Source organism: Kluyvera sp. EC_51, from assembly GCF_019584505.1.
GTDB classification, from domain to species: Bacteria; Pseudomonadota; Gammaproteobacteria; order Enterobacterales; family Enterobacteriaceae; genus Kluyvera; species Kluyvera sichuanensis.
In genome coordinates this window covers 1-25193 of the sequence record NZ_VDAG01000095.1, presented here as the reverse complement: position 1 = coordinate 25193, position 25193 = coordinate 1, and the positions used below count along the sequence as shown (strand labels likewise).

The window sequence follows — 25193 nt, the reverse complement described above, 5'->3', positions numbered from 1 at the left end:
GAAAGCGTGCGTATTGCCTGAAAATCCAGCCAGCTACAGAGTCGTTCGCACGAAATCTTATTTATTCAACAAAGCCGATCTGATCCTTCAACTCAGCAAAAGTTCGATTTATTCAACAAAGCCATTAAACACTACTAACTATAAAATTTTGATTTTAAATAATAATCACCGTAAACCCTCTTAGGGTACTCATAATTGCCTTTCTGCAAAATTCCCGATACATTCACCCTTTCCCCTACGGGAAACACCAAAAAAAACACAACAATATTACCGGGATGAATCTAATGAAAATACCCAAAGATCGGATGGTTTACGCCATGTCGCGCGATAACGTTCCTGTCGCCACCGTCAACAGTGGAAGTGAAGTGTTATTTGAAACCTGCGACTGCTTCTCCGACCAAATCACCTCTGCCGAGACCGTGTTCAACGAGTTGGACTGGCAGCGTATTAACCCGGCCACCGGGCCGGTCTACATTGTAGGCGCCGAACCGGGCGATGCGCTTAAAGTCACCATCAAGAAAATTACCCTGACGAGCCAGCAGGCGGTGATGGTCACCGCCCCGCAACTCGGGGTGATTGGCGACGAACTTAGTGCTCCAAAAGTGACCATAGTGCCCATTGAACAGGGCCATGCGATCATGCCTGGCAATGTACGTGTGCCGCTTAATCCGATGGTTGGCGTTATCGGCGTCGCGCCTGCCGGAAAGGCTATCTCCTGCGGCACGCCGGATAGCCACGGCGGTAATATGGACTGCAAAATGATCACCGCAGGCAGCACCCTCTGGCTACCGGTCAACGTACCTGGTGCGCTTTTCGCGCTGGGAGATTTACACGCCGCGATGGGTGATGGCGAAGTCTCAGTTTGCGGCCTGGAAGTGCCGGGCGAAGTCCTCGTTGAGTTAACCGTTGTTAAAAACCGTCAGCTACCCTTGCCGATGCTGGAAAACAACGAAACGATTTTCACCCTCGCTTCTGCCGTTACCCTCGACGATGCGGCAGCCCTTGCGGCACGTAATATGGCACATTTTATCGCCGATAATACTTCCCTGATGCTGGCGGAAGCTATCAATATACTGAGTATCGCTGGCGACCTGCAAATCTGTCAGGTGGTCGACCCGCTGAAAACTTGCCGCTACGCGTTACCCAAATCGGTGGCGGCGCAGCTTTCGCTGAGTATTGAAGGGAAGCAGGCATGAGCATCGAACAGTTCGGTTATAAACAGGAGCTCCATCGAGCATTGACCTTTCGCGATCTGCTGGTTTACGGCATGATTTTTATGGTACCCATAGCCCCTTTCGGTGTCTTCGGCTACGTCTGGGATGGCGCGCAGGGCATGGTGGCGCTGGCTTATCTGATCGGCATGGTGGCAATGTTTTTCACCGCCATGAGCTACTGGTCGATGTCACGCGCGTTCCCCGTTTCAGGTTCGGTATACGCATACGCTCAGCGCGGAATACACCCTATCGTAGGTTTTTTTGCTGGCTGGCTGATATTGCTGGATTACATTCTGGTGCCATCGCTACTGTATATTGTCAGCGCGGCGGCGGTGGGGCCGATGTTACCGGGCGTTCCGGGCTGGGTCTGGATTATCGGCTTTATCGCGCTTAACAGCCTGATTAACTTACGCGGCATTACCTTTACCGCACGGGCGAATAATACCATTTTGGTGGCTGAAATCGTGGTGCTCGCAATTTTTGTGGTACTGGGATTGATTGCGCTTTATTCCGGAGCCGGGGCAGGCCATCTGACGCTCGCCCCCTTGTATAATGCCGATAAATTCAGCCTGCCTCTGGTCATGGGCGCAGTCTCAATTGCCGTGCTCTCTTTCCTCGGCTTCGATGGAATATCGACGCTGTCCGAAGAAACCAAAGGCGGCGTCGATACCGTGGGTAAGGCCTCGTTGGGCGCCCTGATGCTGGTCGGTACGCTGTTCATTCTCCAAACCTGGATTGCGGCGGACCTTGCGCAAGGAATGAAATTTGGCAGCCTCGATACCGCGTTCTACGATACTGCCAATCTGGCCGGCGGCCAATGGCTGAAATACGTCACCATGTGGTCCACGGTGATTTCCTGGGGGATCGCAAACGCGCTGGTTGCCCAGGCGGCGGTTTCACGCATCCTGTTTGCGATGGCTCGTGATAAGCAACTCCCGCAGTTGCTTGCGAAGGTTCATCCACGCCTGAAAACACCGTATGTCAGTACATTATTAGTCGCACTGATTTCACTGGTTTCCGGTCTCTGGTTCTACGGCGATATCGACAACCTCAGCAGGCTGGTTAACTTCGGCGCGCTTATGGGCTTCCTTGTGCTGCACGTGGCGGTTATCAACCACTATCTGATCCGTCAAAAATCGCGCAATCTGGTGATGCATCTGCTCTTCCCAGTGATTGGTTTGTGCATTATCGGCTTTGTCATTTATGAAATGGATATTGAAGCCAAAGTGCTCGGCCTGAGCTGGCTTGCCGTCGGCATGGTTTATTACGCCATTATGCGCCTGGTGCTTAAGCGCAGCGTGGAGCTGAATCTGGAAGGTTGACACCACCGGGCGTCGGGCTCGCCGCTATTTGCAAGCCCGACGCCCGGACAGTTTATTTCATACTGTGTCAGTTCGGTGATATCAGTCATCTCTACCCTCTGTGATAATTTCTGATGTCAAACGATCAACGACCCACTCGCTTATGTTTTGAACTGATGGGAAACGCTTATATCTTCCGCCTCTGCCATTTCTTTGCCCACGCTAAACATTCGGTAATGACTCCAACTTACTGATAGTGTTTTATGTTCAGATAATGCCCGATGACTTTGTCATGCAGCTCCACCGATTTTGAGAACGACAGTGACTTCCTGCCCAGCCTTGACAGATGCTGCCTCAGATTCAGGTTATGCCGCTCAATGCGCTGCGTATATCGCTTGCTGATAACGTGCAGTTCTCCCTTCAGGCGTGATTCATAAAGCGGCCAGCCATCCGTCATCCATACCACGACCTCAAAGGCCGACAGCAGGCCCAGAAGACGCTCCAGCATGGACAACGTGCATTCACCGAATACGTGCGCCACAACCGTCCTCCGTATCCTGTCATACGCGTAAAACAACCAGCGCTGGCGTGATTTAGCGCCGACATAACCCCACTGTTCGTCCATTTCCGCGCAAACAATGACGTCACTGCCCGGTTGTATGCGTGAGGTTACCGACTGCGGTCTGAGTTTTTTAAGTGACGTAAAATCGTGTTGAGGCCAACGCCCATAATGCGGGCGGTTGCCCGGCATCCAACGCCATTCATGGCCATATCAATGATTTTCTGGTGCGTACCGGGCTGAGAGGCGGTGTAAGTGAACTGTAGTTGCCATGTTTTACGGCAGTGAGAGCAGAGATAGCGCTGATGTCCGGCAGTGCTTTTGCCGTTACGCACCACGCCTTCAGTAGCGGAGCAGGAAGGACATCTGATGGAAATGGAAGCCACCCGCACAGCGCGCTGGGATATCACTCCCCGAGGGAATACCGGCGGCAGCGGACATCGTTAACTTAAGATACAAAAGCTGTTCGGAGATGGAGGGTCAAGATCAGGGTGACCTGCGCCATGATGTTATCCGAGCCCTGTTTCCTAATCACTACAACGGTATTTGATTACCCAGGTCAACTTCAGGCTGTTACAGGGACGGCAACCGTGTCAGCACATCCTTGAGATAGGCATACGGATCGTGCCCATTATTACGGGCCGACTGGATCAAACTCATGATCGCAGCAGCGCGCTTGAGTATGCGAACCCACGCCGAGCATTTGAGAAGGCAACGGGATGAACGCTGGCTGGATAGCCGTGGTTTTCTGGGTAGGCAGCCGAATCCATTTGTGGTCGAGGTTGGCATTGAGGCTGTAGCCCAAGGCGATGTTTGCGATGGAGGCACCGGGTTCAGAACACTCCTGAATGACCTGAGCCTTGAAAGATTTGCTGTAGGTACGGCGCTGAGGGCGCATGGAAAATCCGCTTGATGGGCCATGGCCTTCGGCGGCGGTGTCGGGAAGGTGTGCTGGCCGGACGGATACTGTTGAACTACGTTGTCTGGGGCAACGGAAGTGTTTCGGCCCGACTCTGGAACGCGATCCGCAGCGACGACTGGGCAATTCCGCACGTTAGCCTGAGCAGCCTCGGGGAAATCGTCGTCTGGGCGCGCCCAGACGAGTTTCCGCCAAGGAACATGCAGACGAGCAAGGGGCTGCGGGCACTCGGCTACAACGTGAGGATCGGTGTTTGATCGAGGCGCCAGTGGTACACGCAGGCTGACGAGCCAGGCGCTGTCCATTGCCTGATCAGACCGCCCCGCTGCGCCTTGCCTGAGCAGTTGACCTGCATCAATGGGGCGGGAGAACGCTGTACATTGACTCTTGAAGGCTGTCATGGTAAGCGTAATATCTTACAAAGTATTACAAGGATTTCCTTGGCCGGAACCGCAAAGCGACGCGATTGGAGAGGGTGAGATGAAAGCGCACCTACAGGGATGAAAGCGCACCTACAGGTGATTTTCACGCTCGATGAATTGGCTGCGTACTTGAAAGTCGGCAAGCGGACGCTTTATCGGCTCGCCGCGCACGGGGAAATTCCGGCTTTCAAGGTGGGCGGGACGTGGCGGTTTCCTCAAAGTGAAATCGATCAGTGGATCAATGATCAGACCCGAGCCGGAGCAAAGAAGGAGGTGATGCGCAAGCGTGAACAGCAGAAGTCATCCGAGCAGCCCGTGTCGCCTGGGCGCACTGCCCGTCACAGCAGGCAAAGGGCTTGAGTAACTCGTTTTCCAATTTTTCTGGAGGTATGACATGGACATCGATTTCAAGAAGTTGGCTCCCTGGAACTGGTTCAAGAACGAGCAGCAAGAGCAGCAGACCGTCTCTTCCCTGCCGGTGCAGCGCAATGACCTGCCAGCGGCGAGCGGGCCAGTCAGCCCGATCCTGCAACTGCATCGGGAAATCGACCGGCTGTTCGATGACGCATTCCGGGGCTTCGGTTTTCCGGCGTCGAACATGCCGCAGTGGCCATCCGATTGGTCGGGCATGCTGAAGCCGGCCCTGGACATCCAGGAAACCGACAAGCAGTACAAGATTGCCCTGGAAGTGCCCGGTGTCGAGGAGAAGGACATCCAGATCACTCTCGACAACGACGTGCTGATGGTGCGTGGCGAGAAGCGCCAGGAACAGGAGAAGAAGGAAGGTGGCTTCCACCGTGTGGAGCGCTCCTACGGCAGCTTTCAGCGTGCCTTGAACCTGCCTGACGACGCCAACCAGGATTCGATCAAAGCATCGTTCAAGAACGGGGTGCTCACGGTCACGATCGACAAGCGCGAGGTCAGCGCGCCGAAGCAGGGACGCTCGATCCCGATCAACGGCTGACGTCGCCGGCTCGTTCGTCACAAGAAAAACCCGGCACGAGACGAGGAGTCCCGGTTCGCGATGCCTCGTCGCCTCAACCTTGTCAACCTTCTCAGGAGCATCAGCATGGCCAGAAAACAATGCCAGGTCTGCGGCCAACCCGCCACCGTGCGGGTGGAAGCCAATCTCAACGGTCGTCACAGCACCATGCTGTTGTGCGACGACCATTACCGGCAATTAGTGCGCCAGCAAAAGCGCACCGTTTCGCCGCTGGAAGCCTTGTTCGGCTCGCGCAGCGGCCTGTTCGAGGACTTCCTCGGCAGTGACTTCTTCCGCATCGGCGACGACGCGACGCCAGTTGCCGCCGATACCGATGACGTGGTCGATGCCTCGTTTGGCGAGCCCGCCGCCGCAGGTTCGGGTGCGCCGCGCCGTCGCGGCAGTGGGCTGGCCAGCCGCATCAGCGAACAGTCGGAAGCCTTGCTGCAGGAGGCCGCCAAACACGCTGCCGAATTTGGCCGCTCCGAGGTGGATACCGAACATCTGCTGCTGGCGCTGGCCGACAGCGACGTGGTCAAGACCATCCTGGGTCAGTTCAAGATCAAGGTCGATGACCTCAAGCGGCAGATCGAGTCTGAGGCCAAGCGCGGGGACAAGCCCTTCGAGGGCGAGATCGGCGTGTCGCCGCGCGTGAAGGATGCGCTCAGCCGCGCCTTCGTGGCCTCCAATGAACTCGGCCATTCTTATGTCGGTCCAGAGCATTTCCTGATCGGTCTGGCTGAGGAAGGCGAAGGGCTGGCCGCCAACCTGCTGCGCCGCTACGGCCTGACGCCGCAGGCGCTGCGCCAACAGGTCAGCAAGGTGGTCGGCAAGGGCGCCGAGGATGGCCGCGCTGAGACGCCGACCAACACGCCAGAACTCGACAAGTACTCGCGCGACCTGACCAAGATGGCGCGCGACGGCAAGCTCGACCCGGTGATCGGCCGCGCGCAGGAGATCGAAACCACCATCGAGGTGCTGGCCCGGCGCAAGAAGAACAACCCGGTGCTGATCGGCGAGCCGGGTGTGGGCAAGACCGCCATCGTCGAAGGGCTGGCGCAGCGCATGGTGGCGGGTGAAGTGCCCGAGACCTTGCGCGACAAGCGCCTGGTGGAACTCAACATCAACGCCATGGTGGCCGGCGCCAAATATCGCGGCGAGTTCGAGGAGCGCGTGCAGAAGGTGCTGAAGGAGGTGACCGAGCACCAGGGCGAGCTGATTTTGTTCATCGACGAGGTGCACACCATCGTCGGTGCCGGCCAGGGCGGTGGCGAAGGCGGGCTGGACGTGGCCAACGTGTTCAAACCGATGATGGCGCGCGGTGAACTCAACCTGATCGGCGCCACGACGCTGAACGAGTACCAGAAATACATCGAGAAGGATGCCGCACTGGAGCGGCGCTTCCAGCCGGTGACGGTACCCGAGCCGACGGTGGCCCAGGCCATCATGATTCTGCGCGGCCTGCGCGACACCTTCGAGGCGCACCACAAGGTCAGCATCTCCGAGGACGCGATCATCGCGGCGGCCGAGTTGTCCGACCGCTACATCACGGCGCGCTTCCTGCCGGACAAGGCGATCGATTTGCTCGACCAGGCGGCCGCGCGCGTGAAGCTGTCGGCCACGGCCCGGCCGGTGGCCGTGCAGGAGCTGGAGTCCGAACTGCACCAGCTGCGGCGTGAACAGGATTACGTGGCCGCGCGCAAGCAGTACGACCAGGCCGCCGAGCTCGGGAAGCGCATCGAAGCCAAGGAGGCCGAGCTCAAGAAGCTCGTCGAGGACTGGGAGCGGGAGCGGGCCTCCGGCAGTGCCGAGGTCAAGGCGGAACACGTGGCGCAGATCGTCTCGCGCCTGACCGGCATCCCGGTCAACGAGTTGACGGTGGAAGAGCGCGAAAAGCTGCTGCACTTGGAACAACGGCTGCACGAGCGCCTGGTGGGACAAGACGAGGCGGTCCGTGCCGTGGCCGATGCCGTGCGGCTGTCCCGCGCCGGCCTGCGTGAAGGCAGCAAACCGGTGGCTACCTTCCTGTTTCTGGGCCCGACCGGGGTGGGCAAGACCGAGCTCGCCAAGGCATTGGCCGAATCGATCTACGGCGATGAGCACGCCCTGTTGCGCATCGACATGTCGGAATATGGCGAACGCCATACCGTGGCGCGATTGGTGGGCGCGCCTCCGGGCTATGTCGGTTACGACGAAGGCGGTCAGCTCACCGAGAAGGTGCGGCGCAAGCCCTACAGCGTGCTGCTGCTCGACGAGATCGAGAAGGCACACCCTGACGTATACAACATCCTGCTGCAAGTGTTCGACGACGGTCGCCTCACCGACGGCAAGGGCCGGGTGGTGGATTTCACCAACACCATCATCATCGCCACGTCCAACCTGGGTTCGGACATCATCCAGCGACGGCTGAAGGCGCGCGGGGCGGCCGGCGAGGAGTACGAAAAGACCAAGGCCGGAGTCATGGACGTGCTGCGCGGCCATTTCCGGCCCGAGTTCCTCAACCGCATCGACGAGATCATCGTCTTCCATGCGCTGGGCAAGGAGGAGATCCGCCACATCGTCGGCCTGCAGCTCGATCGCGTGGCGCGCAGCGCCGCCAGCCAGGGCGTGACACTCACTTTCGATCAGACGCTGATCGACCATTTCGCGGAAGAAGGCTACAAGCCCGAGTTCGGTGCGCGTGAACTCAAGCGCCTGATCCGCAGCGAGCTGGAAACTGCGCTGGCGCGCGAGATGCTCGGCGGCGGCATCGGCAAGGGCGATCACGTCAGCGCACGCTGGGACGACAAGGCCGAACGCGTGGTGTTCGAACGCAAAGAGCCACCGCAGACCCCGGCCGAGCCGGAGCAGCCGGATGCCGCGAAGGCGAGCGACGCATCTTGATGGCGGGCGAGGCTGCCGTGTCCGACCCCATCGGCCTGGCACTGGCATGGGCAGCCTCCCTGGCCTCGATCGCGGTGGCGGTCGTGGCCGCAGGTCACGCGGGCGTCTACAAGCGTGATCCGCAGTCGGCCACGCCGTGGGGACTGCTCATCAGCGGCGGCACTGCCCTCCCGCTCGCTGGCCATCCGTTCGCGTGACGGCGCGGCCCATCTGTTCACCTGCTCCTCTGGCAACTCGACTTTCGAGGAACAAGGCCCATGGCTGGGTGACGCGGGCAGGCAACTGATAGTCGGTACTCTGTTCGACATCTCTTCTCGCAAGGAAATAGAGCAGCAGTTGCTGCGTATGGTGATCACCGACCCCTTTGCTTCACGGTTGAGGGAACATGTTCGCGCAACCGACATGGCTGCCCGGATTGGGGGGAGGAATTCGCTGTGTTGTTGGAAGCGGCATCGATAGAAGGCGCCCAAGTATGGGCGGAGCGATTTCGTCAGGACACTGCGGCGACAGCGGTGGTGTGTGGAGAGGTGTCGATCAGCTATAGCGCCAGCATGGGGGTGGCTCTCCTTGACCCCCGTTTGCACTCTGTCGAGCAGGTGATGCTGCAGGCGGACAGCGCGCTCTACCAGGCAAAAAAGACAAGGGTGCAACCAAGTTGTGGGCGCACAAGTATTTCAGAATTGAGAGGAGTGGCGATGAAGGAAAAGCAAGCAGACCCGATCAAAACATTTCGCACCCAATGGGCAGTGATGACGTTCTACGAGCGCTTTGAACAGGCGATCGCGCTCGCGCTGTCCGCAATCATTGCCGTTATCATCGTGGTCTCGCTGCTGCAGCTGATCTCGATCGTCTTCAGCCTGCTGATCATTGATGCATTCAATCCGCTCGATCACAAGGTCTTCCAGACCGTGTTCGGCATGATCATGACGCTGCTCATTGCCATGGAGTTCAAGCATTCCATCGTGAGGGTGGCCTTGCGGCGCGACAGCATCATCCAGGTCAAGACGGTGATCCTGATCGGGCTGATCGCCCTGGCGCGTAAATTCGTGATCCTCGACCCGGAGACCGGCCCCGCCAAGGTCGCGGCGCTTGCAGGCGCGACACTGGCCCTCGGGGCGACTTACTGGCTGCTGCGCGAGCGCGATGACCGGACAGCCGGGGAAAGCTCAGATGATCAGTCGTGATCTGCGCCACGCGCAGAATGTCGGCGCGCGGCATCGCTGGCACAATCGCCTGCAAACCGTGCTGTTGGTGCTGACCCTGCTCGGAATTGCCGCCGTCGCTGGCAGCCTGCTGTTGGGTGACGGCGGGCTTTGGCTGGCGCTTGCGGCTGCGGGGTTCACCCTGCTGCTTGAACCGGCGGCCGCCTCCGGGCTGACCTTGCGGCTGTATGGCGCACGCCCCTTGCACCCGGATGAAGCGCCCGATCTTTGGGCTGTGTTGCGCGAACTGGCGGCGCGGGCCGGGCTGCCTACCGTGCCGGTACCGCACTACGTGCCCAGCGGGGTCGTCAACGCCTTCGCCACCGGTTCGAAGCATCACGCGGCCATCGCGCTGACCGACGGCCTGCTGCGTAGCCTCACGCCCCGGGAGTTGACCGGCGTGCTCGGCCACGAAATCGCGCATATTGCGAACGAGGATTTGCGTGTCATGGGCTTGGCCGATTCCATCAGCCGGCTCACCCATCTTCTGGCCTTGTTGGGGCAGCTTGCGATCGTGCTCAGCTTGCCAACGCTCTTGCTTGGAGTCACGGAAGTCAATTGGCCCGCGTTGCTTCTACTTGCGGTCGCGCCACAGCTGGCCTTGCTGGCTCAGTTGGGCTTGTCCAGGGTGCGCGAATTCGACGCCGACCGGCTCGCTGCCGAATTGACCGGCGACCCGCACGGGCTGGCCTCAGCGCTCGCCAAGATCGAGCGGGTGAGCCGCTCCTGGCGCGCCTGGCTGCTGCCCGGATGGGGCAATCCGGAACCCTCCTGGTTGCGCACGCATCCAGCGACGGCTGAACGCATTGAGCGCTTGCTGGAACTTGCTCCGCCGCCCGCGATGCCGCCGTTTCCATCGGCCCGTTACGACCCCGAAGTGACCGTATCACCACGTCCGCCACGCTGGCGCACTGGCGGCCTTTGGCGCTGATTTCAACATGGAGAATGACGTGACCTACCCGACCCCTACAGCCGCCCGGCGCCGGATCGATTCATCCGGCGCTGGCTCGTCATCACTGGCTGCATCGCCGCACTCATGCTGCTGTGGCAGTTCCTGCCCGCCATCGAAGCCTGGTTCAGTCCCCACGAAACAAATGCTCCAGCCCGGAAGAGAGGTCTCAGGCCGTCCGGGAGCTCTGTAACCGACGTGGAACCGCGCGTAAAGTTGCACAAAGCATAGGCGTCAGCGTCCCGGTCCTGTACAAATGGAAGAAAGACCTTATCAGTGACGAGGCTTATCAATCCATGCGCAAACGAAAGTCAGCCCCTCAGGATAAAAATCAGGATGCTTTACTCGGTGAAATCCAGCGTCTCAGGAAGCAGGTTCATCAGCTGCAGCTCGAACGTGACATACTGACAAAGGCGAATGAACTGATAAAAAAAGATCTGGGCGTCAGCTTTCTGAAACTGAAAAACAGGGAGAAAACCCTGATAGTTGATGCCCTTAAGAAAAAGTACCCCGTTGCTGAGTTGCTAAGCGTTCTACAACTTGCCCGCAGCTGTTATTTTTACCAAAACGTCTGTACGATAAGTATGCGGAAATACGCGTGATCATGGCCGATATCTTTGAGGAGAATTACCGCTGTTACGGCTATCGGCGCCTTCACGCGATGCTTCGCGGTAACAACAGGGTTATTTCTGAAAAGGTTGTCCGCAGACTGATGGCAGAAGAGCAGCTCGTTGTCAAGCGCACCAGGCGACGACGATACAACTCTTACTGTGGCGAAATCGGCCCGGCACCGGAAAATTTACTCGCCCGGGATTTTAGTTCCTGCAGGCCAAATGAGAAGTGGCTGACCGATATTACGGAGTTCCAGCTTCCGGCTGGAAAAGTCTATCTGTCGCCGGTTATCGACTGCTTTGATGGCCATGTTGTAAGCTGGTCGATAGGAACACGCCCGGACGCGACGCTGGTGAATACGATGCTCGATGACGCACTCGATACGCTCAACGAACATGATAAACCAGTGATACACAGCGATCGTGGTGGCCATTACCGGTGGCCGGGCTGGCTCGAGCGTATCAACACCTCCGGACTTATAAGGTCCATGTCGCGCAAAGGATGCTCGTCGGATAATGCTGCGTGTGAAGGCTTCTTCGGGCGTATCAAAAACGAAATGTTCTATGGCAGAGACTGGGCGGGTATCACGCTGGAAAAATTTATCTGCTTCCTGGACAGGTACATACGCTGGTATAACGAGAAACGTATCAAGCTATCATTAGGTGCAATGAGTCCTGCGAAGTACCGGCAGCATCTTGGGATCACAACATAACAGTCCAGGAAAACATCCGCAGCCCCAAAAGTGACATTAGAATATGGGAGTTACAATACATGTCTAGCCAATGTTCAAATGTCGTGCTGAAAACCAGACAGAGATGACGTCTGGGAGAGTCTGGAAAATTCCTTCTTTAGTCTTAGTCAGGCCTGGAGGATGGTCGCGGATGCCAGGCTTTCTCAGTAATCATCAGTTTCCGAACGGTCTCTTTTGAAATCCGGACACTGTATTCTGTGGTCAGTATTCGCCAGATTGCTGTCGGATTCATACCCCGGCCGCGTGAGCGAATAAGCTGCAGGGCCTGGTCTCTGATGGTGGTGTTTAACTGATGGTTGCCGGGCTTTCCACGGCGCCGGCTGACCAGACCAGCTGGCCCCAGCTCACGATAGCGTTTAATCAGGCGGGAGCACTGACGACGGGTGAGCTCCATGGATTCCGCCACTTCTGCCAGCGTAATTTCCCGCGCCACATAGGCCTCAATCAAATCCAGGCGCAACGCTTCATGTAATGTCAGAAGCACTGGTTTTTTGTCGTCCATTTTTCTCTCATCATTCAGCCGTGTCAGATCTGCAGGTGAGGGAAGGGCTCATCGCTTCAGGCTGGGGACAAAATCCTGCGGGCTGGCCAGCACCGGATTGATCGCCCTTAGCTCTTCCAGTACGCGCTCCTGGGCACGCCTGCGGGGCATTTTTTTGCTGCGCATTCGCTTTCCTTCAGCCTCCAGCTCGTCCTGTTTCTGCTGCGCCAGTTTCAAAACGGCACCCAGTCGTTTGTTGTCAACAACCGCACCCTGATCAACGCAGGCGAGTTTATCGAAAATCTTATAGCCCAGTGGCCGGTGCAGATGCCGGAAAGCAATGCTTCCGTCAGGGTAATCATAAACGGTAATTTTTTCACCTGCTATGCGCGAATTTTGTTCAGTAGGTTCAATGATATACATCACTTTATCATACTGAAAAGTCAGTGCTTTCGATAAGGTCCGCAGCTCCTGCCAGGCGAAGATATCATTCAGAACCAATGGGCTCTGTGTGACCGGACGGTGCAGATCTTTAGGGTATTTTGCCGGCCGGGAGAAACGACGGTTAAAATCGGACATGAAATGTTCAATCCACTGATTGGCTTCAGCAACCGAGCTGATGTTCTGCAGGCGCATCTCTTTAATCAGGCGATCCTGGAGCGTTTTATTTACCCGTTCCACGCGACCTTTTGCCTGGCTGCTGTTGGCACAAATCAATTCGATCGCCAGTTCCCGGAGAGCCCGTCCGAACTGGGTTGTGCCGGTACGTCGGCTTTCCGGTCCGCTGACCCTGAACACCGCATGCTTGTCGCTGTAAAATGCGACAGGTTTACCATGTTTATCAATGTATTGCCGGGTAGCCATCATGTAGTCAAACGCGTTTTCTGAATCACAGAATCGCAGGTGCATCAGGCGACCGGTGGCATCATCCATGAAGACCAGAAGACAGCATTTTGGTGCTCTGCCTTCGAACCAGTCATGGTGAGAGCCATCGATCTGAACCAGTTCGCCGAGACAGTCGCGACGATAGCGTGGCTGGTAAACCCGGGTTCGCCGGCGGGAATGAGGACGCCAGAGACCGTCGGCTGTCATCCAGTTACGGACGGTTTCAACAGAGAGATGAATATGATGGCGTTCAGCCAGTTTTTCGGTTGCGAGCGTTGGGCCAAAATCTGAATAGTGGCACCGGATCAAATCCAGGGCTTTAAAGCGTGTTTCTTCATCGATCCGGTTGTTTGCAGGACATCCACGGCGGGAAGATGCAAACGCGGTTGCGCCATCTGTCCGGTACAGGCGCACAAGACGCTGCACCTGACGAACACTGAGTTCAAGAATATCTGCAGCGTCGCGCTGAAGCAAAGCCCGGTCAAATACTCGCTGAATGATGCCAAGCCGGTAAAGTTCTTTGTCTGTCATAGTCACCAACATAAGATCGCGGTCCTGTGCTGAGCAAAATGAAGGCTTAGCGTACACGACGCGTGTGAATTGTTCTGAGACGACAATAACGCTTTGTGCTGACAATACAGGTGCGCATAACAAAGATTATGTTAAATATTGAAATAAATAATATGATAATCAATATATTATGTCGGTATCAGTCACCTCCCCACTCCAGTAACTAGTCATGGAAGTTTAAGGAACAGAGTCCGCTCATGAGTTTGCGATGCCTTAAATCCATGGTAAGCATAGAAACCTTTGGCTTCTTCAGTAAGCGCGTGAACCATTATCGCACGAACGCCAATATTCTCAGCTACGCGATAACAGCGTAGAACCGCATCGTGAAGTAAATCGGCGCCAACCCCTTTTCCGTGCAATGAAACATCTACCGCCAGGCGAGCGAGTATAATCACCGGTATAGGATCTGGCATGTTACGCCGAAGACTGCCTGTCGCTTCCGTATGGTTAACGCTACCGGTGGCCAAAGAGTAAAAACCAGCTACTTGCTTCGTACCCGTCTTGCAAACAACGAAAGTTCGTGCAGCGCCAAGAGCTTGATTTTTTAAACCTCTCTGTTTTAACCATTCATCGAGTACCGTTTCCCCACTGACGAACTCTGCCAGTTGATGGGCGCTGGATAACGGCTCGGGCGCAGTTATACATCCCACTGAGGTTTCCTTGCCAGTAGTTTATTAATGGGAGGCTCATCCTCGACTGGTGCATCGAGCATATCGATGAACTCTGCATACTGTTCGTCGTTAAAATTGAAAACACGACGATCAAGGATCACGTTCTCCGCAGCCTTGCAGGCCATCTCAAGAATGAAGTCGGTTCGCGATTTATGAAGGATTTCTGCAGCGGCATCGATGAGTGCCCTCTGAGACTCTTTAGCTCTTAGGTTGAGTTGAACATCTGATTTCATACACACCTCTCTTGTATAGCAATTGATATACAAGAATAACACAACACGAATGTATAGCAAATGATATACACATCAAAGTGCCAACAACGCATTTAATGTTAAATATCAGTTACTTGCATCAATAAACTTCTGATGAAAACCATCCGCAGGACGCTGATCCCGCGGCCAAAGTGAAGTCCTCCGTCGGTCTCCACTATTATCGCTACCGGGTAAGCCGTCAGGCATGGCCCGGTTTAAAAAGATACGCTGACAGTTCGGCAGCGGTGATATCAAACTCGAATTGCTCTATTAATTCTGCCAGTTTTTTTCCGGCCGTTTCACAGTCAATCTGATTCAGCAAAATCTGGATAGCGACCAGTTTAAGCTGCGGAGTAAGATGTTCCAGCCGCGCCCAGCGTGGCTTTGACCTCAGTGTTTTTCCAGAACGTCAGCTTTGCTGTTTATTCGCCGTGCAAGCCATCAGTACTTTATCAAGCGCTCCTACCAGCCAGTCGATATCCTCTGTCTGGAACGCCATCGGCGGGCGTAGCCCAGCCGTTTTGTTTTCTCCGCGATAGCCACATCCGGAGCGGGCGTGATACTGGCTTTACTGGGATGGAAGCTTCTGGGTCTGATGATGATACCGGTTTTACTGGTCTGTCTGGTTTCCACCTGGCAGTACAGCCTGGCGATGAGAAAAGCAAACGGGACCGCCTCACGTCCTGCAGAAGACCGTTCATGAACCCCGCTAAGTCCTGGTATTGTGAAAAGCCTCTTTCCGCAAGGAAGGGGTCGGTTCCGGCTGAGGGCGAAATGACACCCTAAGCTTTCGGTTCCTTGGGCCAAAGATATTCGCCAGTCAGTAGAATGTGCGCCCAGCCCAATGGGGATATGTGGGGAAGAAATTCAGGGGGAACATCCAACCCTTCGTTCCGCCGCTCCGTGACGGCATGACCAAGATGGACGGTATTCCAGTAAATGATCACCGCAGTCAATAAATTGAGCCCAGCGATTCGGTAGTGCTGCCCCTCTGTCGTGCGATCGCGAATTTCCCCCTGCCTCCCGATACGGAGCGCATTTTTGAGCGCATGGTGGGCCTCTCCCTTGTTAAGACCGATCTGAGCACGCCGCTGCATGTCCGTATCCAGGATCCACTCAATAATGAAAAGGGTCCGTTCAATACGACCAACTTCACGAAGCGCAACTGCAAGGTTGTTTTGTCGTGGGTAAGAAGCGAGCTTGCGCAGGAGTTGGCTGGGCCTGATTTTGCCAGCGGTCATCGTCGCGGCACAACGGAAAATATCAGGCCAGTTCGCAACGATAAGATCCTCCCGGGCTTTTCCACCTACCAACTTGCGTAACTCCCTGGGGGTCGTATCGGGATTAAATACGTACAACCGCTTCGATGGCAGATCCCTGATTCGCAGAACGAGATTGTAGCCGAGCAGGCTACTGGCTCCGAACAAATGGTCGGTGAATCCTGCTGTATCGGCATACTGTTCGCGAACATGGCGACCGACCTCGTTCATCAGTAGTCCATCGAGAATATACGGTGCCTCGCTCACGGTCGCCGGGATCGACTGACAAGCGAATGGCGCGAACTGGTCGCTTACGTGAGTATACGCTTTGAGGCCGGGAACAGAACCATATTTGGCATTGACCATGTTCATGGCTTCGCCATGCCGCGCTGTCGGGAAAAACTGACCATCGCTCGATGCTGACGTGCCCATCCCCCAGACGCGTGACATCGGCAGTTTACCCTGCGCGGCCACCACAATTGCCAATGCCTGGTTCATGGCTTCGCTTTCAACATGCCAGCGGGCAAGGCGTGAGAGCTGCCAGTAATCATGCGTGTTTGTAGCTTCCGCCATCTTACGCAGGCCCAGATTGAGCCCTTCAGCGAGCAGGACGTTGAGCAGACCGATCCGGTCGCGACATGGAGCCCCGGTTCTCAGATGGGTAAACGCATCTGTGAAACCAAGGGCTGCATCAACTTCAAGCAGCATGTCGGTAATCCGAACGGACGGCATTCGGCGATACAGATCCAGTATGAGTGCCTCGGCACCATCCGGCACGTCTGCTGTCAACCTGTCGATCCGCAACGTTCCATCTTCTATGCTACCGTGCGGAATAGTGCCGTTACGGGCAGCCCGGGCCAGCCGCTTAAGAGCGATCGTGAGTCGCGCCTTTCTGTCTGCCAGCCAATCCTGTGGGTTGGAAGGCACGGCCAGTTTTGCATTTTCCTGCGCCGCGATCATCGGCACCAGTACCTGCTTGAGGTCACCATAGCGGCGCGAATGAGCGAGCCAGACATCTCCGGAACGAAAAGCATCCCGGAGGTGAAAGAGTACCGCCACTTCCCAAAGACTGGTATCTCCTTTTTCCTGAGCTCGTAAATGACGGTTCCATTTGGAGCTGGGCCGCAGGAAACGCCTTTCTGGCGATGCAACACCTTTCATCTCTCCGATCGACAAAGCTGCTGCTACCAATGGTCCGGCGACCGGCGCGGCTTCGAGCTTCAGACAGCGCAACATGCGGGGCGCATAACGACGAAAGCGATGGTATCCCTGCCCGACATATGCAAGAGGCTCATCGGCTAGCGTGTTGCTGAGTTGAGTCCCTGTCGCTACCAGTTGAGCGAGCCGGTCCCATGCAACCGAACTGGCGACAGCCATCTCCAGCGGGGTTCCGTCACTGCGGGCCTCAAGCAACGAAGCTCCCAGCGCGGTGAAGGTACGGATCGTATCCGTGAGTGTGGCTTTAGAGCCGGAAATTGTTTCGTCATGCTGGCGCTTCGCTTCCCGCCAGGTTTTTCCTACGATCCTGTCATGGGTTTCGACTATGGCATCAGCAATCGCCGCTTCCCACTCCACAACACAGACGGCAAGGATCGCCCAGCGGCGGTCCGAAGTGATGTCACGCAAACCGTCGGTGAAGTAGCGTTCACCCTGCCGACGCAGCCGGGCAATGCGATGGGCAGGTATGCTGGCCAAAGCACTATGATTGATATTCAGGGTACGCAGAAATTCGAGCCTGTCGAGCAAACGGTTAGCAGCAGCCGAGTTGTTACCAACCTCGAAGTTGCGAAGCCAGATGAAACGACTGATATTGCCGGCGAGCATTTCACTCAGAAGTTTGTCCAGGTGATCGCGAACATCCGCTGTTAAATTTTCCGCAATCCGCGTTTCAATCCGCCGCTCAGCGGCGACCAGAGCATCCGCGCACAAGCGCTCGATTGTCGATACTGCGGGCAGAATGGTGGAAGTTTCCCGACACCGCACAATAAAACGATGAGCAAGATCCTCGTTTGATCTGGCATCTTCGGCCTGGCCGAAAGTCCACTCCCGCAGATCACGGGCACCACGGCCCGTGAAGGTCTTGTAGCCGTAAATTTCGCGCAGCGTGTCCATGTGCTGCTGACGGGTTTGGCGCCGTGTGGCATAAGTGAGAAGCGCATCAGCCGGAACTCCAAGCTGAGCACCGACGAAGGAAAGGACTTCACGCGGGATCATCTCACCAGGAGCCAGTGCACGGCCCGGATATCGTAAGGCACAAAGTTGCAGGGCAAAGCCAATCCTGTTTTCCGGTCTGCGGCGCTGCCTAATGTTTTCCAGGTCATCATCGCCCAGCGTGTAGAACTTCAGTAGCGACAGTTCGTCCGTGGGCAGATTGAACAGCGCTGCTCGCTGCCGTTCGGTGAAAATATGGCGTCGTGACATACAAATTCGTCCCTTTTGAAGTATAGTCTGTTTTGGACAACAGCCAGCCCATATAAATCAGGGCGTTCCGATACAAAAATCCAGGAGGGTTCAATTGGGACATCGTGCCGCCATTTACTGCCGGGTTTCAACAGCGGATCAGTCTTGTGAACGCCAGGAATTTGATCTGCGAGCCTTCGCCGGCCGTGCCGGCTACGACGTGGTGGGAATATTTAAGGAAACAGGTTCAGGAACTAAACTCGACCGGGCCGAGCGAAAGAAAGTCCTGGCGCTTGCACAGTCCAGACAAATTGATGCAATCCTGGTCACTGAGCTTTCCCGGTGGGGGCGCTCGACGCTCGATCTGCTCAATACGCTACGTGAACTGGAGAACTGGAAGGTTTCCGTGATAGCCATGAATGGAATGGCGTTCGATCTTTCGTCGCCGTATGGACGAATGCTGGCGACGTTTCTTTCCGGCATTGCGGAGTTTGAGCGGGATCTCATCAGCGAGCGGGTCAAGTCAGGCCTTGCTGTTGCGAAGGCACGTGGTAAGAGGCTTGGTCGTCAGGCCGGAGTGCGACCAAAATCAGACCGACTTTTGCCTAAGGTGGTTGCGATGAGGGCCGAGGGACGCAGCTATCGCTGGATCGCACGCGAGCTCGGTATCAGCAAGAATACCGTCGCTGACATCGTGCAACGACACAGAGCTAACGCTTAGGGTGTCATTTCGCCCTCAGCCGGAACCGACCCCCAGTAGCTGAACAGGAGGGACAGCTGATAGAAACAGAAGCCACTGGAGCACCTCAAAAACACCATCATACACTAAATCAGTAAGTTGGCACCATTACCATTTCATTGAAAGAATAAGATGAAATAACTGTAAATGTTGTTAAAATGGTAGAAAGCTAAAGGAGATAGACGGAGCTTGAGGATGAAAATAGCATGACGATAAAAAATAAAAAAATTAAGATAGCCATACTTATTGTTATAATAATGGTGTTATCTGCCGGGTTTATTTTATCTCACTCCTCAGGGCCGGAGATATTAGAAGGCATTGTTGATACAGATGAAATTAATATAACCAGTAAGGTTACAGCAAGAGTTGATAGCTTGCATGTCAGAGAAGGAGACAGCATCCGTAACGGGCAGGCTTTAGTCAGTTTGTATGACAGGCAAATTACTGAGAATTCCCTGCAAGCAAAGGAAGCATTAGCTGCGGCTGTAGCTAGTCAGGAAAAGGCATATAACGGAGAGCGTACAGAGTATATTGAGTCATTAAAAGCTAACTGGATAAGTGCTCAAGCAGATGAAAAAAACATAAAGTTATCCACGGATCGAGTAGTAAAACTCTATGATGGTAGTAAGGCTGTTTCTGCCCAAGAACGTGATGATGCCATTGCGAGATATAAGATTTCTAGGCAGAAAACTAATGCTGCCTATGAGCAATATATGCAAGTCAAACGGGGTAACAGGGCAGAGGATATTCGCATTGCTGATGCTAATGTAAATTCAGCCAAGGCGGCTTTTGAGTCTGCGGATTCCTTGGTCAGAGAGCTGAGTGTTCATTCAAAAAATGATGGAGAAATTGCCAAGCGCTTTGCTAATCCGGGAGAACTTGTTTCTGCTGGCTCACCTATATTCAGCATGATTGATTTAAATAATCTTTGGGTAACTATTAATTTACGGGAAGACCGTTTTAACGCATTAAAAATAGGTGATGTGATTGAAGGGGCGATTCCTGCATTGAAATATAAAAATGTTAAATTCCGTGTTTTTTTTATTAACCCCAAAGGAAATTTTGCCACATGGAGAGCGACTCGTCAGTCAAGCGGTTATGACGTCAGAACATTTGAAGTACGGTTACATCCGATGAATAAAATAGAAGGAATGCGCCCGGGGATGTCTGTTATTTTTGATTGGCCTTTTGATAATGACTAATAATACTTTATCAGACTTTTCAGCTTCATTGATAGATGAAATTAATTTCATCTATCATGACCGCTACATGAAAATCTTACTGTTTATTGTGCCGGTGTTTTTATTAACTTTTGTCATCGCTATCTTCAGTTCTGGTGTGCCTGAGAAAATACCTGTCGCACTGGTAGATTATGATCATTCATCATTGAGTCGGGAAATAATCAAAAATATTGATGCATCGAAGAGTATTGAGTTAATAGAAACAACGGACAATATTTCCCTGGCTCAACGCCTGATGAAGAGTATGAAAATTTATGCTTTTATAGAGATCCCCCGAGGTGCATCTGGATCAACTATCCGTCAGGATGATAATAAGGTCGTAATTCGTTATAACGGGCAGTTAAGAACAACTGGTAATGCTGCGTTTATCGGTTTGCAGGCAGCGGTGAATGATGCCTTTAACTCAATAAATAACAGGAAGTCACTGGGTGTTGAGCATAAAGGTACGGGCAACTCAATGCCAAATATACAAGTAATCAGTATCAGCAATCCACAAAATAGCTATGAAAGATTCTTGACCCCAATTGCAGTGCCGGTGTTGCTGAGTATAGTTCTAAGCAGCGCTGTAATTTGCGCTATCGGACGTTTTTTTGAAGAAGGTAATCTCTGTGACGATTGGATTAAGAAAAAAACAATATATTTATCAGTTCAGATTGCTTCCCGTTGCCTACCATATATAACCATCATTTTTCTTTGGGGATTAATATTCAATGTCTGGCAAGTAGTGGGGCGGGGTTGGCCAATTTTAGGTAATTCATGGTTGTTAATTCTGGCGATGTTTATGTTGTGTCTTCTTACTGCATCTATCGCCATTATGTTTATTTCAATAACGCGAAATGTACTTACAGCTTTAAGTATCTCAACGGTATATACTAGTGCTGCGTTAACCTACTCAGATGGTACGCTTTCTATTTTGAATGCCAATGGTTGGGCTAAATTCTGGAGTAATTTTCAGCCATTCACCCACTATTACCGAATACAGTTAGAGCAGGTCAATCTTGGCAGTTATATCACAACGAGTTTTTCCCAATTTGGTATCTTGTCACTCTATATTATCATTCCTTTAACTATTTCTTTTATTATTCTTGCAAGACGTAATTATAGTCAACAGCCGGTAGTCTTTCAGGAGAATGTAAAACTCGATGGTGTTTTACAGAGTTTTATTAGTACTGTTAAATCAATAAGAAAATGTCAACCTATATTTTCAACGGCAGTTATGTCATTGATTCTTTATAGTGTTTTTTATCCAAGCGCCTACAAGGCACAAATTAACCTCAAACTTCCCGTTGCGGTAGTTGATTTTGATCAATCATCATTGTCACGTAATCTGATCGATAATCTGCAAACCACACGTGAAATTGATGTTACCCAGGTTGATAGTTCTCTGTCTGATGCATTAATTTTATTGCGAAACAGAAAAGTTTCCGCGGTGATAGCTATTGATAATGATTTTAAAAAGAATCTTATCAGAGGAGAGAACGCAGGGATCGATGTGCACCTATCAGGCGGTTATATGGCTGTTGCTGCCGATTTGAGAACGGCAGTAACTAATGCAATAAACGCTACGACGGATGTTAATAGATTAACATCTAAAGCTACTAATAACATCATTCCTCTTCCTCTATATAATCCAACATTGGGATACGAATCTTTTATTATGCCGCTGGTTTTTATTATAATACTTCAGCAAACACTTATCTTTACCAGTTCTATGCTTATTGCATTGCGTAATAGTATCGGTTTAACAAAAATTAATTCATCTCAGTTTATCGGGACGTTTTTTGGGTTGTTTATGGTTGGTTTTTTTGGAGCGGTTTTTGTGTTTGGTTGGGTTTATTATTTGCAAGGGTATCCCAATGAAGGAAGTATGTTTTTACAGGTTTTGTTGATTGTTCTTTTTTCTGCGACAGTAAGTTCAATGGGGATGTTGATTGGTAGTTTTCTGGATAACATCAACCGTCCAATGCAGATCCTATCGGCTACCTCGATGGTTATTTTTTATGCGTCAGGAGCCTCGTTTCCTACATTTAATATGCCTGAATGGGTTGTGAAAACGATGGTGATTTTCCCATCAAGTACAATGATAAGTGGGTTTACTATGCTGAACTCTCAGGGGGCAGGTATCTATGAGTTGGCACCCGTAATAATAAAAATATCTTTGCTAGCAATTATATTATTTTTACTTGCTATGTATCGTCTAGTTTGGCAGAAGTAAGTATCCTCCGGCAGAGCCGGAGGCTTTAGGGTGAGCGCCTCAAAGGCGCCGACAAACCATGAGCCGCCCAAGGCGCCTGTTATACGTTCAGATTCATCTGGTCGTAACGTTCGTCTTCTCGCTCTTGCTTGCGTATGTAAGCCCTGACCGTGGCTTCATCCAGGCCTACAGTTGAAACAAAATATCCTCGTGCCCAGAAAACTTCACCAGTGAAGTTTTTTCCTCTGCCGAACTGCCGGGCTATCGCTATCGCACTTTTCCCCTTCAGATAGCCGACGATTGTCGATACCGAATACTTTGGTGGAATGCTGATGCACATGTGAACATGATGCCGCTGCTCGATACCCTCCGCGTAAGTCACGGAGTCGGACCGGTATGCCATGAGCTGGATATCGCCCCGTCGACATACTACCGGTACCAGAACCAACGTCAGCATCCGGAAAAACGCAGTCAGCGTGACCGGCGTGATGACCAGCTGAAGCTGGAGGTACAGCGCGTGTACGACGAAAACTACAGTGTCTATGGAGTTCGTAAGGTCTGGCACCAGCTGCAACGGGAAAGCTTCAGCGTGGTCAGATGCACCATCGCGCGACTGATGAAAAGCATGGGGCTTACCGGCGTGCGGCGGGAAAAAAGTACGAACCATGGTCAGCAGGAAAGAAGCTGCGGCAGGCGGCCGGGTAAACCGTCAGTTCGTGGCAGAGCGTCCCAATCAGCTGTGGGTAGCAGACTTCACGTACGTGAGTACTTGGCAGGGGTTCGCGTATGTAGCGTTCATCATCGATGTGTTTGCCGGCGGCATCGTGGGTTGGCGAGTGTCGTCATCGATGGAAACCACGTTCGTGCTGGATGCGCTGGAGCAGGCGCTGTGGGCCCGTCGCCCTTCCGGCACCATCCATCACTCGGATAAGGGCTCGCAGTACGTGTCGCTGGCGTACATGCAACGTCTGCAGGACGCGGGCTTACTGGCCTCGACGGGCAGCTCAGGCGACTCCTACGACAATGCGATGGCGGAAAGCATCAACGGCCTGTACAAAGCGGAGGTGATACACAGACAGAGCTGGAAAAGCCGAGCAGAGGTTGAGTTGGCGACGCTGACGTGGGTGGACTGGTACAACAGCGGCCGACTACTGGAACGGCTCGGTCACATCCCCCCGGCTGAAGCCGAAAGAGCGTATTATGCTTCCATCGGAAACGGAGCTATGGCAGCCTGAGTTCGCGGACTAAAAACTCTCCCGGAAAACCGGGGCGGTTCAGGATCTTCTTGAGATCCTCTCTACCTACGAGTAATCTCTTGCTCTGTAAACGAAAAAAACCGCCTTGCAGGGCGGTTTTATCGAAGGTTAAGCCAGCTTGCAGGCTGCTTAACCAGGTAACTGTCTTGTGCGAGACTAGTCACCAAAACTGTCCTTTCAGTGTAGCCGCAGTCAGGCCGCCACTTCAAGTACTCTCTAAATCTCTCGCACATCATCAGTTACCAATGGCTGCTGCCAGTGGCGTTAAGTCGTGTCTTTCCGGGTTGGACTCAAGACGATAGTTACCGGATAAGGCGCAGCGGTCGGACTGAACGGGGGGTTCGTGCATACAGTCCAGCTTGGAGCGAACTGCCTACCCGGAACTGAGTGTCAGGCGTGGAATGAGACAAACGCGGCCATAACAGCGGAATGACACCGGTAAACCGAAAGGCAGGAACAGGAGAGCGCACGAGGGAGCTACCAGGGGTCAGTTTGGATATAGAGAATTATTGTACGGTAAGCCTGTTTTTTGAACAGACTTACCTATAGCAATAGGGTGTACTCCCGCGCTATACGGCATTTTCAGAGGTTTGACCTTAATCGGATAACCTAAATGCGATACTGCAAGAGCGACAACTTAAAAGCGATAGCCACTGACGCAAAATCAACCCCTTACGAACCAAGATTGGTTAAATAATGCGCTTAACGTACAAAAATTTCCGATCTCCAAACTGACCCCTGGAAGGGCGCCCTGGACACTGACCGGGTATTTTTATCCCGGCGCGGCAACGGATTGTCCCGCCAGCAGGCCTATCGCATTGTGCGTGAGGCCGGCGAAAAGGCCGGCATGACCATAGAAATAAATCCGAAGATGCTCAGGCACGCTTGTGGTTTCGGACTGGCAGAGCGGGGCGCGGGTACCTGTCTGATTCAGGACTTTCTTGGCCACCGTAACGCTCGGCATACAAAAAAATACACTGAAAGTGATGACAGTCCTTTTATCGACTTGTGGCAGGATACCTGGGGGGGAAGTGACGATAAAACAAAGGGTTGTAACGAGAGTGTGGACGGGGAAGAACCGTGTGAAAAAGGTAACAGTTGGGGCCAAACTGACACCTAGTGAAATAACGTACTGTACGATTTTTCTATTTGTATTAAATTTCAATTGGTTAGATTGACATTACACGGATGTCATGGTTAGAAAACAGGGAGTTCTGGCTGAATCCTGGGAGCGAAAAAGTGATAGAGCAGGAAAATGAGATATCAGATTTAAAGGACAGGAGTAACGTAAAAAGTCTTACTTTATATTACAAAACAAAGTGTTAGTGACCGGAGTGGGCACTGTTGCAAATAGTCGGTGGTGATAAACTTATCATCCCCTTTTGCTGATGGAGCTGCACATGAACCCATTCAAAGGCCGGCATTTTCAGCGTGACATCATTCTGTGGGCCG

The 25193-nt window shown here is 53.4% G+C and carries 21 protein-coding genes and 7 pseudogenes; 18 read left to right on the top strand and 10 right to left on the bottom strand.

The genetic code is table 11. From position 1 onward, the window contains the following. From FHC49_RS17725 to FHC49_RS17715, 3 genes and pseudogenes are all read left to right on the top strand, one after another. Positions 1-184, top strand: a pseudogene (locus FHC49_RS17725) (hypothetical protein); the annotation flags it as partial. A gap of 100 nt (positions 185-284) precedes the next feature. Continuing rightward, positions 285-1196 (top strand): acetamidase/formamidase family protein, encoded by a 912-nt coding sequence (locus FHC49_RS17720; protein ID WP_032192052.1) that lies wholly within the window; start codon positions 285-287, stop codon positions 1194-1196. Next, on the top strand, positions 1193-2536 hold the full coding sequence (locus tag FHC49_RS17715) for an APC family permease (RefSeq protein WP_032192047.1): 1344 nt from the start codon (positions 1193-1195) through the stop codon (positions 2534-2536). The genes FHC49_RS17720 and FHC49_RS17715 overlap by 4 nt, the downstream gene beginning before the upstream one ends. 226 nt (positions 2537-2762) lie before the next feature. On the opposite strand, the gene FHC49_RS17710 is transcribed toward FHC49_RS17715, so the two are convergent. From FHC49_RS17710 to FHC49_RS17700, 3 genes and pseudogenes are all read right to left on the bottom strand, one after another. Beyond that, positions 2763-3460, bottom strand: a protein-coding gene (locus tag FHC49_RS17710; protein ID WP_227675003.1) for an IS1 family transposase whose coding sequence is annotated in 2 segments (ribosomal slippage) — positions 2763-3211 and positions 3211-3460 — 699 coding nt in all. Because the reading frame shifts where the segments join, the coding sequence is not laid out codon by codon here. A 187-nt stretch (positions 3461-3647) separates the two neighbouring features. Further along, positions 3648-3752: pseudogene (locus tag FHC49_RS17705) on the bottom strand (transposase domain-containing protein); the annotation flags it as partial. Further along, the gene (locus tag FHC49_RS17700; RefSeq protein WP_004118209.1) at positions 3709-3972 is read right to left on the bottom strand and encodes a transposase; all 264 of its coding nucleotides are present in this window, start codon (positions 3970-3972) and stop codon (positions 3709-3711) included. The gene FHC49_RS17700 and the pseudogene FHC49_RS17705, both read right to left, overlap by 44 nt. Before the next feature lie 14 nt (positions 3973-3986). Here FHC49_RS17700 and FHC49_RS17695 point away from each other — a divergent pair, with 14 nt between their 5' ends. From FHC49_RS17695 to FHC49_RS17660, 9 genes and pseudogenes are all read left to right on the top strand, one after another. Next, positions 3987-4250 (top strand): hypothetical protein, encoded by a 264-nt coding sequence (locus FHC49_RS17695; protein ID WP_004118208.1) that lies wholly within the window; start codon positions 3987-3989, stop codon positions 4248-4250. A gap of 243 nt (positions 4251-4493) precedes the next feature. Beyond that, complete coding sequence (locus FHC49_RS17690; RefSeq protein WP_013307885.1) at positions 4494-4775, top strand: helix-turn-helix domain-containing protein; 282 nt, start codon at positions 4494-4496, stop codon at positions 4773-4775. 34 nt (positions 4776-4809) lie between these two features. Continuing rightward, the gene (hsp20, locus tag FHC49_RS17685; protein ID WP_115075005.1) at positions 4810-5379 is read left to right on the top strand and encodes a small heat shock protein sHSP20; all 570 of its coding nucleotides are present in this window, start codon (positions 4810-4812) and stop codon (positions 5377-5379) included. A gap of 105 nt (positions 5380-5484) precedes the next feature. Continuing rightward, positions 5485-8280, top strand: a complete 2796-nt coding sequence (gene clpK, locus FHC49_RS17680) for a heat shock survival AAA family ATPase ClpK (protein WP_115075007.1) — start codon at positions 5485-5487, stop codon at positions 8278-8280. Continuing rightward, a complete protein-coding gene (locus FHC49_RS17675; protein WP_035896695.1) occupies positions 8280-8477 on the top strand; it encodes a hypothetical protein in 198 nt (65 codons plus the stop codon). Before clpK ends, FHC49_RS17675 begins: the two co-directional genes overlap by 1 nt. Positions 8478-8714: 237 nt before the next feature. Further along, positions 8715-8861, top strand: a pseudogene (locus tag FHC49_RS24460) (diguanylate cyclase); the annotation flags it as partial. Between the two features lie 114 nt (positions 8862-8975). Next, positions 8976-9464: a phosphate-starvation-inducible PsiE family protein gene (locus FHC49_RS17670; RefSeq protein ID WP_255581404.1), complete on the top strand. Its 489-nt coding sequence runs from the start codon at positions 8976-8978 to the stop codon at positions 9462-9464. Further along, positions 9451-10413, top strand: coding sequence for a zinc metalloprotease HtpX (locus tag FHC49_RS17665; protein ID WP_051910814.1), 963 nt, complete (start codon positions 9451-9453; stop codon positions 10411-10413). The genes FHC49_RS17670 and FHC49_RS17665 overlap by 14 nt, the downstream gene beginning before the upstream one ends. Before the next feature lie 155 nt (positions 10414-10568). Next, positions 10569-11755 (top strand): annotated as a pseudogene (locus FHC49_RS17660) (IS3 family transposase); the annotation flags it as partial. A gap of 142 nt (positions 11756-11897) precedes the next feature. Here the strand turns inward: FHC49_RS17660 and FHC49_RS17655 are convergent. From FHC49_RS17655 to FHC49_RS17640, 4 genes are all read right to left on the bottom strand, one after another. After that, complete coding sequence (locus FHC49_RS17655) at positions 11898-12296, bottom strand: helix-turn-helix domain-containing protein (protein ID WP_047665785.1); 399 nt, start codon at positions 12294-12296, stop codon at positions 11898-11900. Between the two features lie 48 nt (positions 12297-12344). Then, positions 12345-13691: an ISNCY family transposase gene (locus FHC49_RS17650; protein WP_220440457.1), complete on the bottom strand. Its 1347-nt coding sequence runs from the start codon at positions 13689-13691 to the stop codon at positions 12345-12347. 206 nt (positions 13692-13897) lie between these two features. After that, positions 13898-14380 (bottom strand): GNAT family N-acetyltransferase, encoded by a 483-nt coding sequence (locus FHC49_RS17645; protein WP_035896699.1) that lies wholly within the window; start codon positions 14378-14380, stop codon positions 13898-13900. After that, positions 14368-14634 carry a DUF1778 domain-containing protein gene (locus FHC49_RS17640; protein ID WP_035896700.1) on the bottom strand — a complete coding sequence of 89 codons (267 nt, stop codon included), beginning with the start codon at positions 14632-14634 and terminating at the stop codon, positions 14368-14370. The genes FHC49_RS17645 and FHC49_RS17640 overlap by 13 nt, the downstream gene beginning before the upstream one ends. A gap of 574 nt (positions 14635-15208) precedes the next feature. Between FHC49_RS17640 and FHC49_RS17635 the strand changes: the two genes are divergently transcribed. Further along, a complete protein-coding gene (locus FHC49_RS17635; protein WP_227675002.1) occupies positions 15209-15355 on the top strand; it encodes a hypothetical protein in 147 nt (48 codons plus the stop codon). A 79-nt stretch (positions 15356-15434) separates the two neighbouring features. On the opposite strand, the gene FHC49_RS17630 is transcribed toward FHC49_RS17635, so the two are convergent. Then, complete coding sequence (locus FHC49_RS17630; RefSeq protein WP_220440456.1) at positions 15435-18332, bottom strand: Tn3-like element Tn5403 family transposase; 2898 nt, start codon at positions 18330-18332, stop codon at positions 15435-15437. Between the two features lie 94 nt (positions 18333-18426). On the opposite strand from FHC49_RS17630, the gene FHC49_RS17625 reads away from it, so the two are divergent. The 3 genes from FHC49_RS17625 to FHC49_RS17615 all read left to right on the top strand — a co-directional run bounded on the left by FHC49_RS17625 (position 18427) and on the right by FHC49_RS17615 (position 22506). After that, positions 18427-19032, top strand: a complete 606-nt coding sequence (locus tag FHC49_RS17625; RefSeq protein WP_000509966.1) for a recombinase family protein — start codon at positions 18427-18429, stop codon at positions 19030-19032. A gap of 224 nt (positions 19033-19256) precedes the next feature. Beyond that, positions 19257-20252 carry an HlyD family secretion protein gene (locus FHC49_RS17620; protein WP_044157362.1) on the top strand — a complete coding sequence of 332 codons (996 nt, stop codon included), beginning with the start codon at positions 19257-19259 and terminating at the stop codon, positions 20250-20252. 67 nt (positions 20253-20319) lie between these two features. Then, the gene (locus FHC49_RS17615; RefSeq protein ID WP_255581402.1) at positions 20320-22506 is read left to right on the top strand and encodes an ABC transporter permease; all 2187 of its coding nucleotides are present in this window, start codon (positions 20320-20322) and stop codon (positions 22504-22506) included. A 79-nt stretch (positions 22507-22585) separates the two neighbouring features. Here FHC49_RS17615 and tnpA read toward each other — a convergent pair. Next, positions 22586-22837: pseudogene (gene tnpA / locus FHC49_RS17610) on the bottom strand (IS200/IS605 family transposase); the annotation flags it as partial. On the opposite strand from tnpA, the pseudogene FHC49_RS17605 reads away from it, so the two are divergent. Next, a pseudogene (locus tag FHC49_RS17605) lies at positions 22832-23720 on the top strand (IS3 family transposase); the annotation flags it as partial. The pseudogenes tnpA and FHC49_RS17605 overlap by 6 nt on opposite strands. A 256-nt stretch (positions 23721-23976) precedes the next feature. Here the strand turns inward: FHC49_RS17605 and FHC49_RS17600 are convergent. Next, on the bottom strand, positions 23977-24090 hold the full coding sequence (locus FHC49_RS17600) for a hypothetical protein (RefSeq protein WP_013087254.1): 114 nt from the start codon (positions 24088-24090) through the stop codon (positions 23977-23979). A gap of 390 nt (positions 24091-24480) precedes the next feature. Between FHC49_RS17600 and FHC49_RS17595 the strand changes: the two are divergent. Continuing rightward, positions 24481-24861, top strand: a pseudogene (locus FHC49_RS17595) (tyrosine-type recombinase/integrase); the annotation flags it as partial. Positions 24862-25193: the final 332 nt, after the last annotated feature.

Bases quoted from the DNA above. Each gene is read 5' to 3' on its own strand.
- FHC49_RS17600 (WP_013087254.1), bottom strand. From the start codon at position 24,090: ATGCACGAACCCCCCGTTCAGTCCGACCGCTGCGCCTTATCCGGTAAC.
- FHC49_RS17620 (WP_044157362.1), top strand. From the start codon at position 19,257: ATGACGATAAAAAATAAAAAAATTAAGATAGCCATACTTATTGTTATA.
- FHC49_RS17665 (WP_051910814.1), top strand. From the start codon at position 9,451: ATGATCAGTCGTGATCTGCGCCACGCGCAGAATGTCGGCGCGCGGCAT.
- FHC49_RS17655 (WP_047665785.1), bottom strand. From the start codon at position 12,296: ATGGACGACAAAAAACCAGTGCTTCTGACATTACATGAAGCGTTGCGC.
- FHC49_RS17695 (WP_004118208.1), top strand. From the start codon at position 3,987: ATGGGCCATGGCCTTCGGCGGCGGTGTCGGGAAGGTGTGCTGGCCGGA.
- FHC49_RS17700 (WP_004118209.1), bottom strand. From the start codon at position 3,972: ATGCGCCCTCAGCGCCGTACCTACAGCAAATCTTTCAAGGCTCAGGTC.
- clpK (WP_115075007.1), top strand. From the start codon at position 5,485: ATGGCCAGAAAACAATGCCAGGTCTGCGGCCAACCCGCCACCGTGCGG.
- FHC49_RS17675 (WP_035896695.1), top strand. From the start codon at position 8,280: ATGGCGGGCGAGGCTGCCGTGTCCGACCCCATCGGCCTGGCACTGGCA.
- FHC49_RS17670 (WP_255581404.1), top strand. From the start codon at position 8,976: ATGAAGGAAAAGCAAGCAGACCCGATCAAAACATTTCGCACCCAATGG.
- FHC49_RS17690 (WP_013307885.1), top strand. From the start codon at position 4,494: ATGAAAGCGCACCTACAGGTGATTTTCACGCTCGATGAATTGGCTGCG.
- FHC49_RS17640 (WP_035896700.1), bottom strand. From the start codon at position 14,634: ATGAAATCAGATGTTCAACTCAACCTAAGAGCTAAAGAGTCTCAGAGG.
- FHC49_RS17715 (WP_032192047.1), top strand. From the start codon at position 1,193: ATGAGCATCGAACAGTTCGGTTATAAACAGGAGCTCCATCGAGCATTG.
- FHC49_RS17720 (WP_032192052.1), top strand. From the start codon at position 285: ATGAAAATACCCAAAGATCGGATGGTTTACGCCATGTCGCGCGATAAC.
- FHC49_RS17650 (WP_220440457.1), bottom strand. From the start codon at position 13,691: ATGACAGACAAAGAACTTTACCGGCTTGGCATCATTCAGCGAGTATTT.
- hsp20 (WP_115075005.1), top strand. From the start codon at position 4,810: ATGGACATCGATTTCAAGAAGTTGGCTCCCTGGAACTGGTTCAAGAAC.
- FHC49_RS17615 (WP_255581402.1), top strand. From the start codon at position 20,320: ATGAAAATCTTACTGTTTATTGTGCCGGTGTTTTTATTAACTTTTGTC.
- FHC49_RS17630 (WP_220440456.1), bottom strand. From the start codon at position 18,332: ATGTCACGACGCCATATTTTCACCGAACGGCAGCGAGCAGCGCTGTTC.